Here is a 13,504-nt window from a genome sequence, read left to right on the forward strand (position 1 = left end):
GGTGAGGCGGCTGGTGCAACCGACCTGAGAGGTGGTGAGGAACTAGCGCTGCGGCGGCGTCATCAGGACCTTGCCGCTCATGCCGGCGGCCAGTTCGCTGAAGCGGCCGTCGATGACCGCACTCAGCTTGACCGACTGGCTGACCGGATCGACGCGGGCGCCGATGCGCTGCACCTTGGCCGGGTAGGTCTTGCCGGTCTCGTCGATGTTGACGTTGAAGGCGGTGCCATTGCGGACCCAGGCGAGCCAGCGCGATGGAACGATGAACTCCAGTTCCAGCTGGCTGTCGTCGAGGATTTCCATCAATGCCTGGCCCGGCTGCACGTACTGCTGCTCGCGCGCCTTCTGCTCGGCGATGCGGCCGGAAAACGGCGCCGCGATCTGGCATTTGCCGATCAGCGCACGATTGGCCGAGACCTCGGCCTGCGCCTTGAGCATCTCCGCCTTCGAGGTGTCGAGTTCGATCCTGCCGACCGAGTTGAGCTCGGCCAGCTTCTGATTGCCGCGCCAGGCGGTATCGGCCGCCATCTGCGCGGCCTGGGCCTTGGCGAGCTGCGCTTGCTGCAGCTGGCAGTCGAACTGCACCAGCATCTGCCCTTGCTTGAAGGCCGCGCCCTCGGCCAGCGGCAGGCGGTTGATCTTGGCGCCGATCTCGGCGGCCAGCGTGGTGTAGCGGCGCGGCGCCAGCTGGGCTCGGACCTCGCGCGTTTCCAGCGCCGAACCGCCCGCGGGTTCCGGCGTGGCCGCCTGAATGCCTGGGGAGAGAACGGCCAGCGCGCAGGCCAGTGAGCGGCAGAGGCGGGGGCTCGGTGACACGCGCATCAGTGGGCTCCCGCGAGCTCCGGCAGCCGGCCCTGGTTCCAGCTTTGCAGGGACGTGGCGACCGCCTCGGTCAGCGCGGCCAGCGGCATGGTGGACGAGGCGTCGATGGCGGGCTCCATGCCCAGCGTGGCTTGCAGCCGCGAGGCGGCCGCCTGCGCATTCGACAGCGCCTGGTAGCGGCGCAACTGCGACAGCACCGACGTGCTTTGCTGCGAGATCCGGTCCAGAGCGGACTGTTTCTGGGCATCGGCCTGGTTGGAGACATGCTGCGCGATGCGGCCGTCGACCTGGGCGATGGCGTCGGAGCGTTCGTACTGCCGGGCGGTGTTGGCGTATTGCAGGCGGGCGATGTGCAATTGGCTGAGCACCGCCATCTGCATGGCCATGCGGCGCTGGTCGGCCAGCGCGACGCCAGCGTCGGCCAGGCGCATCTGCGCCGGCGCCGCCAGCAATCCCAGCAAGTTGAACGAGATCTGCGCGCCGACCTCGTTCCAGCTCTGGTTGATCAGGAATGGGTCCGTGCTGTGCCTGGCGCTGTAGTTGAAGGACAGGCCGGGGAACAGCTTGAGCAGGGCGCGCCGCGTTTCCTGCTGGGCGATGCGGGCGTTGTAGATGCCTTCGCGCAACTCGGGATTGCGAAGCAGCACCGTCTCTTCCATCTTGTCCAGCGGCTGTTCGAGCCAGACGGTATTCACTTCACTGGGCGGCTCGACCACGGTGTAGTCGGTGGCCAGCGGCAAGGCGGTCAAGGTCGCCAGTTCGACCCGCGCGGTCGACAGTTCCTGCTCGATGGTTTCCAGCAGGCGCAGGTTCTCCAGCAGCTGCCGCTGGTAGCGCAGCGGTTCCAGGGGCGAGCGAATGCGGTCGTCTTCGGCCCTGCGGGCATCCTTGAGCGCCTGCTCCGAATCGGCGATGGTCGTGCGCAGCAAGGGCATCAGCTTTTGTGCGGCGACGACCCGCCAGTAGGCCGTACGCACGTCCAGGACCAGGTTGTGCAGCGCCTTGCGGCGGCGCTCGCCGGCGATCATGACGCGGTCGGCGTTCTGGCGCGCGGCGAAGTAGCTCTGGCCGAAGTCGAGCAAGCTCCACGAAATGCCGAATTCGCTGAGCGTCGCCTCGCGGCTGGAGGAGATGTACGGATTGGCCAGCGACGGCTTGCCGGTGACGAAATCGATGCTGCGGGTGATCAGGTCATTGTTGCGATCGCGGTAGCCGGCCGCGGCGATCAGCTTGGGCAGCATGTCGAACTTGCCGGCCTCGAAAGTGCCCAGTGCCACGGCTTCCTCCATGGCCCGGTAGCGGCGGTCGGCGTTGTACTTGATGGCGCGGGCCACGGCGCCATCCAGGGTCAGCGGACCGGCCAGCGGCTCGACATCGCGCTGCAGCGCGACCTTGTCCTGCTGCAGCGTCGTACGTATTTCCTGCGACGAAAGCTGGGCGGTCTCCACGTTGAAGGACGCGCAGCCGCTCAGCGTCAGCACGCCGGCGACGCCGAGAACAGCAGCCCAATGAAGACCGCGATGTGTGTGTTGAAAGTTGTGCATGGAGGGGGATGTCATCTCTGGATCGCGCGGCGGTCACGCTGCCGCTCAGGAAGAGCGGTGTGCCCGGGGTGCGAGCGGGAGCAGGGCGCCTCGTGCCGACGGGTTCGGCAGGCTGTGCAAGCACCGCCGCGAACCAGGCAATGGGTGTCCGCTGAACCGAACTACTTCGCCATGGGTATCGAGTTGATTGCTTGGTGGGATCAGGCGACCCACCAGGTGGGCCACGTGCTTCGGAAAAGAGCAAGACGCATGTCCGTCACCCGGAATGCGATCGAGCGATTCTGTTGCTTTTTATTGTAACTAAAAGTTGTCGATGCTCTTCGCGCAGGAGCATCGACCGGCCGCGCTGACCGCGGCGAAGCCCTTGAGTCTCGTGGTGAGCTCGCGCGTTTCGAGATGATGCCGCTCAGGAGCCCTTCACGAGGCTGCACCGCGATTCGCTCAGCGGCTGGAATGCCTGGTCGCCCGGGATCACGGCCTTCACGTGGAAGTAGTCCCACGGATACTTCGATTCGGAGGGCTTCTTGACCTGCATCAGGTACATGTCGTGCACCATGCGCCCATCCTCGCGAACGCGGCCGTTGCTGGCGAACACGTCGTTGATCCGGGATTCGCCCAACTGCTTGCGGACCGCGCTCGCTTCATCGGTTCCCGCCGCCTGAACGGCCCGCAGATAGCTTTGCACGGCGGAATAGGTTCCTGCATGGATCAGGTTCGGCATCCGCTTGTGCTTCGCGAAGAAGCGATGGCTCCAGGCCCGTGTCTTTTCGTTCAAATCCCAATAGAAGGCCTCGGTGAGAAAGAGGCCCTGCGCCGCCTGCAGCCCGAGCGCGTGCACGTCGGTGATCGACCCGGACAGGGGAACCAGGGTCTGGTTCTTCGTGAGGCCGAACTCCCGCGCCGCCTTGATGGCGTTGATCAGGTCGCCGCCAGCGCTCGCGATGCCGACGGCTTGCGCCTTCGAGGCCTGGGCCTGCAGCATGAACGACGAGAAATCAGGCGTGCCGATCGGATGGCGTGCGCTCCCCACCACCCGGCCGCCAGCGGCCTTGACCGCGGCCAGACCATCCTCTTCGATGGATTGACCGAGCGCGTAGTCCACCGTGAGGAAGTACCAGTCCCGTGCGCCGCCCTTCGTCACGGCGGTGGCCTGCGGCCTGGACGTGGAGTAGGTGTCCCAGGTGTAGCTGATGGTGTGGCGCGAGCAGTCTTCGTTGGTCAGGCGCATGCTGCCGGCACCCGTCACCATCAGCAGGCGGCGCTTCTCCCGCGTCACGTTGGAGGCGGCGATGGCGACGGCGGAGTTGATCGCGTCCACCACCATGTCGACCTGCTGCGTGTCGTACCACTCCCGTGCCTTGTTGGCGCCGATGTCGGCCTTGTTCTGGTGGTCGGCGAACACCATGTCGATGTTGAAGCCCGGCCTGGCCTCGGCCTTGAAGTCCTCGATCGCCATTTGCGTGGCGATGACCGAGCCACGACCGGCGAGTTCGGAGAAGATGCCGCTCATGTCCGTCAGCACGCCGATCTTGACCACAGCGTCGGACACCTGGGGCGTCGCGGCATGGGAGGTGAGCTGGAAGACGGCCGCTACCGCAGCAGCGAGAAGGCGAAGTCGGAGAGGGTTGCGAAATGACATGGCGAGGTCTTTCAATCGAGTGACGTGTGTGGAAGGAGTGGCAGCGCGTGCTGCCCATGGCCCTGGGACTGACAGCTGCGCTAGCGCTGCTCCGAAGCCGATGTGGCGTGCTGTCGCTGGACTTCGCGCCAGAGCACCTTGCCCGATGCGGACTTGGGCAGCTCGCTGACGAAATCGACGACGCGCGGCACCTTGTAGGCCGCCATCTGCGTCTTGGCCCAGGCAATGAGGTCGTCGCCGGTCGGCCGGGACTCGATGCCTGGGCGCGGCACCACGACCGCCTTGACGTTCTCGCCGCGGTAGTCGTCCGGCACGCCGACGACGCAGGCCTCCTGAACGCCGGGATGGCGGTACAGCAACGCCTCGACTTCGGCCGGCCAGACCTTGAAGCCGCTGGCGTTGATCATCCGTTTCAACCGGTCGGTGACGAAGAAGTAGCCTTCATCGTCCTGGTAGCCGATGTCGCCGGTTCGAAAGAACGACCGTCCGCCGATGTCCATGAAGGATTGCGCACTGGCCTCGGGCTGCCGCCAGTAGCCCCGGAACACGGTGGCGCCGCGCAGAACGATTTCACCCGCCTGGCCGGGAGGGAGTTCGACGCCCGAATCGGGGTCGACGATCCGTACGTCGTTGCCGAAGATGGGGATTCCCAGGCATTGCAGCTTCGCGCGTTCGATCGGGTTGATCAACGCCATGGCCGCCGTCTCGGTGAGGCCGTAGCCTTCCGCGAAGTCGATGTCGAACTCTTCCTTCAGCCGTTGCGCCACCGCTTGCGGCATCGCCGAGCCGCCGCCGATGAGATTGCACAGGGAGCCCAGGCCGAAGCTCCGGTAGTTCGGGCTGGCGAACATGTCGATCACCATGGTCGGTATGCAGGCGAAGTGGGTGATGCCGTGCTCGGCAATCCACCGACCCGCCAGTTCCCTGTTCCATCGGGGCATCACGACGGCGGTCGCGCCCAGGTAGACATTGCTCAACACGCCGAAGACGAGGCCCGTGATGTGGAACATCGGGAGCGCCGCGAGCATGCACGAGGACGCGCTCATCTGCGGCCACAGGGCGCCCGCCAGCGCATTCGGCATCAAGGTGTCATGCGTGTGGATGCAGCCCTTGGGGCGCCCGGTGGTGCCCGAGGTGTAGGGCAGCATGGCCATGTCGGACGCGCCGGCCTCCTGGGGCCGTGGCGCGATCGACTGGGCGAGCACATCGAGCCACCGCGAACAACCCGCCGGCAGCGCGTGCTCGGTCAGGAGGAGGGCTTCCAGGTCACGGGGGATCTCCTTGCGTCCTTCCGTCGACGTCGGGAGCGCATCGACATAGCGGGTCGCGAGCACGGCGGGCGCAGCACCCTCGGCACCTGGAGTCAGGCCGCGGATCGCTGCGCACAGCGTCGCGGCCACGTCGGCCGTGCAGATGGCGGCAGCGGCCTGCGAATCCTCGAGATAGTGCCCCAGTTCCTCGACGGTGTTCATCGGGCTGACCGGAACGACCACGGCGTCGGCGCGCAGGATGGCGTAGTAGGCCGTCACGAACTGCGGGCAGTTTTGCATCTGCAGCAGCACCCGGTCACCCTTTTTGACCCCCTTCGCCTGGAGCCAGCCCGCCACGGACAGTGCCTGCTGGCGCAACGCCGCATAGGTCAGCGCGCGCCCGAAGAACAGGTACGCGGGCTTGTCGGGGTAACGGGCCGCAGACACCTCGAGGTTGAACCACAGCGTCGTGGCCGGTACCGTGAGCCGCGACGGCAGGTGGCGCGGCCAATGCGCGGGCGTGCCGCCTGTCGTGGCACCGAGCGCCTCGTTCATCGGATCGCCTTCGCGCATGCCAGGCGTTCCTTGCCCCATGTCGTCAGTTCGGCCAGCACCTGGCGGGTCTCGGGCAGGAAGGGGAACAGCGTGAATACGTGCACGGAGTCCTCGATCAGCCGCAACGTGGTGTGGACGCCGTGCGCCTGCGCCTTGTCCGCGAAGCGTGTGGTGTCGCTCAACAGCACCTCGCCGTGCGTGGCCGCGAGGTAGACCGGCGGCAGGCCTCGCAGATCGCCGTAAAGGGGCGATACGAGGGGATCGGTCGGCTCGTGGCCCTGGAAATAGGAGGCGGCGAGGAGGCTCAAAGAATCCTTGTGCGCCGCCGGATCGTCGCCCGAATGGGCCTGCACGCTGGGGCCGCTGAGCGTCAGGTCGACGAACGGACAGACTGCGAACACCCCGGCGGGCGCCGCGAGCCCCGCACCGCGGATCGCGATCGCCAGGGCGAGTGCCAGGCCGCCGCCCGACGATTCACCGCTCAGGAGAACGCGATGCGCGGGCACGCCGCTGGCCAGCAGGCCGCGATAGGCCTCCAGGGCATCGTCGATGGCGGCGGGATAGGGATGCTCGGGCGCGAGCCGGTAGTCGACCGTATGGCAGACGCCGCCGACCGCCGCGGAGAGCCGGTGCGCGTACTCCAGGGAGCTGCGGGCCGATCCGAGCACGTACGCCCCGCCGTGAAAATGCAGCACGACAGGGCCGTCCAGCGGTGCGTCCGTCGCCGTGACCCGGAAGGTCCGAACGCCGCGAAGCTCGATCTCTTCGACGCATGCGTAGGCAGGCACGGGAAAATGGCTGAGCAGCATCCGGTCGTAGGCCTCGCGCATGCCGTCATGGCCACGCGCCACGTCTTCGGGTGTGAACGTCCCTTTCCAGAGATCGAAGGCGCGCTGACTCTCGGGCCGCTGCATCCGCTTGCCTTCGCGCGCCGCCGCCACGCCCACCACATCGCCCGGCGGCCGTTGGGCCGCCAGCAACTCGTTGTGGCCCCAGACGAATCCCCACGAGGTCTCGGCCAACGGATCGATGCGCGCCAAGCCCTTCCAGCGACCGTCGCGGGCCTTCGCGCGCTCCGGGTCGGACTCGTGCACCATCTTGACGATGGCCCGGGCGCCCGCCTGGACGCGCGTCGTGCGGGGCCGGCGGCGGCTCTCGTACTCCTGCAGCCGTTCAGCGGCACCGCTGCCGCCCGCACGTGCCAGGGTCACGGCCAGCGTCCACGCGTCCTCGATCGACTGGCAGGCGCCTTGCGCGAGGAACGGCACCATCGCGTGCGCCGCGTCGCCGAGCAGCGTGATCCGCCCCGTGGTCCAGCGCTCGATGGGATCACGGTAGTACATGCCCGTGATGAAGCTCGTCTCGATCTGCTCGAAGAGCTTGCTGACGGTCGGCTCGGCCCCGTGGAACGAACGCTGCAGTTCCTCGATGTCGCCGCTGTCGGTCCAGGACTCTCGCTGCACCTCCGTCGCCGGTACCGAGGCGAGGATGCTGTAGAGGTCCGGACGCACCCAGTACGAAATCACCGTGCGTCCCGGGCCGAACCAGTTGTTGCCGCGCACGGGCAGGCGCAACCCTTCCAGCTTGTCGGCGGGAATGAGCGAGCGCCACATGAGGATGTTGGCGAACTGGGTCTTCTCGGGCCCGCGCAGCGCGGTGCGCACGGCCGAGTGGATGCCGTCGGCGCCCACCACGACATCGGCCTCCAGACGCTCGCCGTCACCCAGGTCCACCCATGCGCGATCGGCGTCCTGTCCGATGCCGGCGACCTTCACGCCGAGGCGTACCACCCCGGCGGGCAGCGCGCCGGAGAGGATCTCGATCAGATCGGCGCGATGCACGTTGTACATCGGCGCGCCGTAGCGTGCGGCAGCCTCCGGTCCCAGCGGTGCCAGGTAGAGCTGGCGGCCCGTCGCGAGGTCGCGGTAGTCGTAGGCATCCGGCTGGGTGCCGACGGCCGCCAGGGCCGCTTCCAATCCCAGTTCGCGCAGCACCAGCGTGCCATTGCTCGCGAGCTGGATGCCGGCGCCGACCTCCGACAGCGCCGTCGCCTGCTCCAGAACCTGCACGTCGATGCCGTGGTGCCTCAGCGCCAGCGCAGCGCAAAGTCCACCAATGCCCGCTCCCACAATAATCACTCGCATGCCCAAGCACCCCTTCAGTCGGATAATTAAGTCAAATAATTTAACTAAGTTAACCAGCTTAAATAAAGGTCGGACCAGTGAAAACCCTGAGAGCTGATGGCATGGAGACGCGTGCGCGACTCAAGGAGGCCGCGCAGCGTCTCTTCGCGTTGCGCGGTGTGGACGGCGTGACGGTTCAGGAGATCGTTTCAGCGGCCGGCCAGCGCAACAATGCGTCGTTGCACTACCACTTCGGATCGAAGCAGGACCTGCTCAAGGAACTGGTGCTTGACGGTGCCCGATTCATCGATGCCCGGCGCCAGGAGATGCTGGACCGGATGGAGGCCGAAAAGGCGCTTTCGATTCGTTCCCTCATCGAGGCGCTGGCGTTCCCGCTTCTCGAGCTGAGCGAGAAGTCGGGGCACCGCACCTACATCCGCATGATCGCGAATCTGCAATTGACCGACCGTGTGTTCCTGCGCGAAGCGGTTGGAGATACCTGGAACACGGGCTACCGGCGTTGCCTCGCGCACCTCGCGCAGCAGTTGCCTCGGCTGCCGCCGCCGATCCTCGAACAGCGCTTGTCGCTCGTGGGCATCTATGGCAGCGCCATCTGGGCCGCGTGGGAAGCCGCGCTGGATTCGGAGGCTCCGAATCGCTTCTGGGAACCGACGCACAGCGTCGCCAACGTGATCGATACGCTGCAGGCGACGCTCGAGGTCGCGCCGTCCGCGGTCACGTTGGCGACGCTGGCGGCGCCCCTGGTGCCCGGTGCCGGCCGGCGCCTCGCGCGACGGTCCTCGAAGTCCGGGGATTCCACTGCCTGAGGCCTTTCGCAGTCGCCGGGCACGCGGATCGGGCTCAACGCGACCGGAGTTCGGCCGATCCTTCGAGGTCGTGTCTGAAAATCAAAGCCTGGGTGGCTTTCGTAACGCCAGTGCGCCACGCAGCCCCGCCGCGGGCACACCGCGCCCCTGACTTCAGCGGTAGCCGCTGTCGTTCGCGTTGTGAATGATCCAGGTCAGGTTGCCGCCCGAGATGTTGCCGAGGTTGCCGCCGGCAAAGATCAGGCGTCCCTGGCCCTTGTAGGCCAGTTCGATGCGGGTGCGGTCGCCGCCGAAGTAGAAGGGAATGAAGGCCTTGCCGGTGACGTAGGCGCCCGAATCCGTCGGCTCGCCCACGAGGTCGGTCACCTGCTTCAGGCTCATGCCGATCTGCAGCCTGGTGAACTTCGAGTTCGGCGCCGGGTTGCCGGTGATCTCGCCTTCATAGTCGTTCATGCCCTTCACGGTCCGGCCGCTGCCGGACTCGATCTTGGTGGAGTCGATCACGTTGCCCTGGGCGTCCATGCCGGGCTTCGCGGGGCCGCGGGCGGCAGGAACGGCAGCAGGGGCCGCGGCTGCGGGAGCAGCAACCGCCGCAGCGGCGGCGGGTGCCGCCTTGGGCGCCGGCGCGCTCGCCACCGCCTCGGGCGGGCCGCAGCGATCGACCTTCAGCAGCGCCCGCTTGGTGTCGGCGGACCATTCGACGCCCACGATGCGCGACGAGATCTGCCCGCCGGCGAAGGATTCCCCGTCGCACTGGAACCGCACCGGGTCGGCCGGCCGGACCGCGAAGTCGTCGCCCGCGCCCTTGACCTTGGCAACCCGGGCGCTCAGGTCCTTGCCGATCAGCGCCTTTTCGAGCTTGGCCTCGTCGCCGCGGGCCGCGCGCACGGCCTTCACGACCTGGTCGTAGCTCGTCTTTCCGGTGCTCGGCACTTCGGGCTTGACCGGCGCCGGTGCGGCGACCGGCACGGGCTCGGGCGCCGGCGCGGCAGCCGCCTGGGGCTGGCTCTGGGTCTGCGCGCAGCCTGCGGCCAGGACGGAAAGGGCGGCCAGAACCGCGAAACCGGTCGAAGAGGTTCTCAAATTCACGAATAAGACTCCTGTAACGAAGTGTTTATTATTTCAGGATCCCGCGGACCGGGGCCACGCCCACGGTCGCGGTCTTCTTGCATTCGCGTGACGCGACCCCAGGTCCCAGGAACGAGACCGTCCGCCCACGGAGAATCCATGACCGACACGCTGCACATCGTGTGCCCGCATTGCCACACCACGAACCGCGTCCGCACCGAGCAGCTCGGCAGCGCCCCCGACTGCGGCAGCTGCCACCAGCCGCTGTTCGCCGGCCGCTCCACGGCGCTGGACGAGGCCGCCTTCGATCGCCACGTGGCGCGCAGCGAGATTCCGCTGCTGGTCGACTTCTGGGCGCCGTGGTGCGGTCCGTGCCGCCAGATGGCGCCCGGCTTCGAGCAGGCGGCGGCCCGGCTCGAACCGCGCATGCGCCTCGCCAAGGTCGACACCGAGGCGGTTCCTGCGCTCGGGACGCGCTTCGGTATCCGCAGCATTCCCACGCTCGCGCTGTTCAAGGGCGGCCGCGAGGTGGCGCGCCAGGCCGGCGCGATGGGCGCGGCGGACATCGTCCGCTGGGCCGAAGCGCACGCGCGCTGAGCCGGCGCCCCGCGGCGAGTGCCGCAGGCGACAGCCGGGGACCCGGGCGCCGCGCGAGCCGCTCTGCGTCCAAGTACATTCCTGCATCTCCCCGCCACCTTCATTCATGACTTTTGAGCGCTTGCACCTGACCGGCCCGGATGGGCGGCCCTACGTGCTCGGCGAGCGGATCGAGGTGCACGACGGCAGCGCCCTGATCGGACGCGTCCAGTCCGTCACCCCGAGCCCGGACGGCGACGCGGTGCGGATCGAGAACTTCGTCAGCACCGACGCCGCCGACTTCCGCGCCAAGGCATTGCCGAAACTGGTGCTCGCCGAGGTGGTGACTTTCATCGCCGAGCGCTATCCGTCGATCCACGCCATCGGCATCGAGCTGAGCCGCGACATCGAGGGCTTCGAAGGGCGGCAAGCCACGCTGGCCAGCGCCCGGGCGGAGATCCTGCAGAGCATCGGCACGGCGAACGTTCAAGTCACTCCCAAGCCGCACGCGGGACAGGCCGGCCATTTCGCCGTGACGGGGGTCTGGCACTACGACGAGGCGAGCATCGCCGCGCTCTCCGTCGTGCTGCGGACCCAGCGCGCGGCCTACCGGGAACGGCAGGCAGCGGAGGAGGCGGCCGCAGCGACGCCCAGGCCGACCTTGCGCCAGCTGTTGCGCAGGGACCGTTGAGCGCCGCCACACACCGCCGCCGCTGCCCGCCGAGGGCGCCGCCGCATCACGGCAGCGTCCGTGCCCAATCGACGATGAGCCGGACGCATTCCTGCTTCTGTGCCGGCTGGTCGAACAGGTAGTGCCTGGCGCCCTGGATCGGCGTCAGCACCTTGTTCGCATGCGGCACCGCGTCGTACAGCATCCTGGCATGCCCCGGATAGCAGCCCGGGTCGGCCGTGCCGTAGATGACGTGCACCGGCGCCTTGACCGTCCGCAGGCGCTCGGGACCGTCGCCGTTGGAGCAGCGCGTGCTCCATTGCGAGAGCCAGGAGCGCAGGCTGGTGTAGTGGCCGATGGACGCCGGGATCAGGTTGGCGACGAACGGATCGCCCCACTGGGTGGTCGCGGCGCGGTCCGACGGGTCGAGCGACAGGTCGAGGTTGCGCGGATCGGCCATCGTGGCGTGCACCGTGAAAGGCAGGTCGTCGACCCGTCCCTGGGTCTTGTCCTTCAGATCGTCCAGGCGGTCGAGGGCCCACTGCGTGATGCGCTCGTTGCGCGCCACCTGGGCGGCGCGATAGCGCGCCAGGAAACCAGCCGTGTACGGCGGGCCGTTGGCCGGATTGAACATGTCCAGCGTCGGGTCGCGCCGGAACGGATCGGCCTCGTCGAGCACCGCCGGATCCAGCTTCTCGGTCAGCACGATGCTGCGCCCGGGGTGCGCCATCAGCATGATGATGCCGTCCGCGGGCGGCAGGTCGGCCCGTGTCAGGTCGGGCGGGCCGCCCGCGGGCGGCGCCTTGATCGTCGGCTGTTCGGCCTGGTTCTGATAGAGCGCGACCAGGCCGCCGCCGCCCGAATTGCCGACCAGGATCACGCGGCGGTAGCCCTGGGTGCGCAAGTGGCGGATCACGGAGCCGATGTCGACCACGCAGTGTTCCAGCAGCAGCATGGCTTCGTTGCCGATGTAGCGCGTGGTCATGCCCACCGCGTCGACGCCGCATTCGGCCAGCGTCGCCAGCGCGTAGTGGCCCATGAAATTGGAGGAGGGATGCACCACCACGACCGCGGTGTCGGCCAGCGGGCCGTCGATGCCCGCGGCGCGATGGCGGGTGCACCACAGCAGTCCGGCGCGTCGCGCCACGCCGGACTGCACATCCATGCCGCCCGCGCTCTGCATCGGGACGGCCAGCAGTTCGGGGCCGCGGGTCGGGTGGGTGGTGGTGTTCAACGCGCGTTCCATGACTGGTAGTAGTCCGGCCGGGCTGCATCGAGCGCGGCGCGCCCGAGCCGCAGGGGCTTGAAGGTGTCGAGCATGACGGCGAATTCCTCGGTGCGCTGCCCGACGCGCGAGGCCCCGCCTTCGTAGGCCGCCGGCTGGGGGCCGTGGATGTGGCCCGCGGGGTGCAGGGACAGTGCGCCGCGCTCCACGCCGCTGCCTTTGCGGCTGAAGAAGTTGCCTTCGGCGTAGAAGATCAACTCATCCGAATCCACGTTCTGGTGGTACGACGGGATCGGCATCGCCCGTGGGTCGTAGTCCATCATGCGCGGCACGAAATTGCAGAACACGCAATTGCGCGACTCGAACACCTGGTGCACCGGCGGGGGCCGATGGAAGCTGCCCGTGATCGGCGAGAAGTCGGCGATGTTCAGCGCGTGAGGGTAGTTGCAGCCGAACCAGCCCACCACGTCGAAAGGGTGGGTCTGGTAGATGTACCGGGTCAGCCCGGCGCGGGTCTTGACCAGCACCTCGACGTCGGTGCCTTCGCACAGCAGCGGCTCCGACGGGCGGCGCAGGTCGAGTTCGGAGTAGGGCGCTTCCTGGTTGTACTGGCCTTGCGCGGTCAGGTAGCGCTTGGGCGGGCGGATGTGGCCGTCGGTCTCGAACACCAGCGCGCGCAGCGCCTGGCCGCCCTGCGGCAGCCAGCGGTGCGTGGTTCCCTTGGGGATGACGACGTAGTCGCCCTGTCCCACCTCCAGCGCACCGAAGACCGTTTCGAGCCGGGCCGCGCCGTCGTGCACGAAGAGCAACTCGTCTCCGGTGGCGTTGCGGTACAGCGGCGACGGCCGGTCGGCCACCGCGAACGACACCAGCACGTCGCCGTTGCCGCACAGCAGGTGGCGCTGTCCGACCATGTCGCCGGCCTCCTGGAGCGCGCGGGTGCCGAGCAGGCGCGGCAGCAGCGGATGGTTGTCGACCAGGTCGGGCGCCCGCCAAGCAGCCTCGCTGGCCTGCACGACGGCCGACGGCGTGGCGCGGTGGTAGAGCAGGGACATGTTGGAGGAAAAGCCTTCCTCGCCCATCACCTCCGCCGCATACAGCCTGCCGTCATCGCGCCGGTGCTGCGAGAAGCGCTTGCGGGGAATGTCCCCGAGTTGCATGAAATAGGGCATGCGCCGTCACCTCTTTTTAAAAACAGGACGATG

General features: G+C 67.9%; 11 protein-coding genes. 3 read left to right on the forward strand and 8 right to left on the reverse strand.

Annotation, left to right across the window (positions count from 1 at the left end; genetic code table 11):
- Positions 1-42: 42 nt before the first annotated feature.
- The 5 genes from AC1DYK_RS09200 to AC1DYK_RS09220 all read right to left on the reverse strand — a co-directional run bounded on the left by AC1DYK_RS09200 (position 43) and on the right by AC1DYK_RS09220 (position 7,954).
- On the reverse strand, positions 43-822 hold the full coding sequence (locus tag AC1DYK_RS09200) for an efflux RND transporter periplasmic adaptor subunit (protein WP_478165996.1): 780 nt from the start codon (positions 820-822) through the stop codon (positions 43-45).
- On the reverse strand, positions 822-2,366 hold the full coding sequence (locus AC1DYK_RS09205; RefSeq protein WP_478165997.1) for a TolC family protein: 1,545 nt from the start codon (positions 2,364-2,366) through the stop codon (positions 822-824). Before AC1DYK_RS09205 ends, AC1DYK_RS09200 begins: the two co-directional genes overlap by 1 nt.
- Positions 2,367-2,772: 406 nt before the next feature.
- Positions 2,773-4,005, reverse strand: a complete 1,233-nt coding sequence (locus AC1DYK_RS09210) for an ABC transporter substrate-binding protein (RefSeq protein WP_478165998.1) — start codon at positions 4,003-4,005, stop codon at positions 2,773-2,775.
- A gap of 80 nt (positions 4,006-4,085) precedes the next feature.
- Positions 4,086-5,810, reverse strand: a complete 1,725-nt coding sequence (locus AC1DYK_RS09215) for a long-chain-fatty-acid--CoA ligase (RefSeq protein ID WP_478166056.1) — start codon at positions 5,808-5,810, stop codon at positions 4,086-4,088.
- Positions 5,807-7,954, reverse strand: coding sequence for an alpha/beta hydrolase fold domain-containing protein (locus AC1DYK_RS09220; RefSeq protein ID WP_478165999.1), 2,148 nt, complete (start codon positions 7,952-7,954; stop codon positions 5,807-5,809). The genes AC1DYK_RS09215 and AC1DYK_RS09220 overlap by 4 nt, the downstream gene beginning before the upstream one ends.
- 101 nt (positions 7,955-8,055) lie before the next feature.
- Between AC1DYK_RS09220 and AC1DYK_RS09225 the strand changes: the two genes are divergently transcribed.
- Entirely contained in the window at positions 8,056-8,760 is a 705-nt protein-coding gene (locus AC1DYK_RS09225) for a TetR/AcrR family transcriptional regulator (RefSeq protein ID WP_478166000.1), read from the forward strand.
- A 153-nt stretch (positions 8,761-8,913) separates the two neighbouring features.
- Here AC1DYK_RS09225 and AC1DYK_RS09230 read toward each other — a convergent pair whose 3' ends face one another.
- On the reverse strand, positions 8,914-9,849 hold the full coding sequence (locus AC1DYK_RS09230) for a hypothetical protein (RefSeq protein ID WP_478166001.1): 936 nt from the start codon (positions 9,847-9,849) through the stop codon (positions 8,914-8,916).
- 138 nt (positions 9,850-9,987) lie between these two features.
- Between AC1DYK_RS09230 and trxC the strand changes: the two genes are divergently transcribed.
- Both trxC and AC1DYK_RS09240 read left to right on the forward strand, forming a co-directional pair.
- Entirely contained in the window at positions 9,988-10,425 is a 438-nt protein-coding gene (gene trxC, locus AC1DYK_RS09235) for a thioredoxin TrxC (protein ID WP_478166002.1), read from the forward strand.
- Between the two features lie 106 nt (positions 10,426-10,531).
- A complete protein-coding gene (locus AC1DYK_RS09240; RefSeq protein WP_478166003.1) occupies positions 10,532-11,095 on the forward strand; it encodes a hypothetical protein in 564 nt (187 codons plus the stop codon).
- A 46-nt stretch (positions 11,096-11,141) separates the two neighbouring features.
- Here AC1DYK_RS09240 and AC1DYK_RS09245 read toward each other — a convergent pair whose 3' ends face one another.
- Both AC1DYK_RS09245 and AC1DYK_RS09250 read right to left on the reverse strand, forming a co-directional pair.
- A complete protein-coding gene (locus tag AC1DYK_RS09245; protein ID WP_478166004.1) occupies positions 11,142-12,308 on the reverse strand; it encodes an alpha/beta hydrolase in 1,167 nt (388 codons plus the stop codon).
- Positions 12,305-13,471 carry a homogentisate 1,2-dioxygenase gene (locus AC1DYK_RS09250; protein WP_478166005.1) on the reverse strand — a complete coding sequence of 389 codons (1,167 nt, stop codon included), beginning with the start codon at positions 13,469-13,471 and terminating at the stop codon, positions 12,305-12,307. Before AC1DYK_RS09250 ends, AC1DYK_RS09245 begins: the two co-directional genes overlap by 4 nt.
- Between the last annotated feature and the right edge of the window lie 33 nt (positions 13,472-13,504).

This window comes from Variovorax sp. P2_H12 (assembly GCF_056403395.1).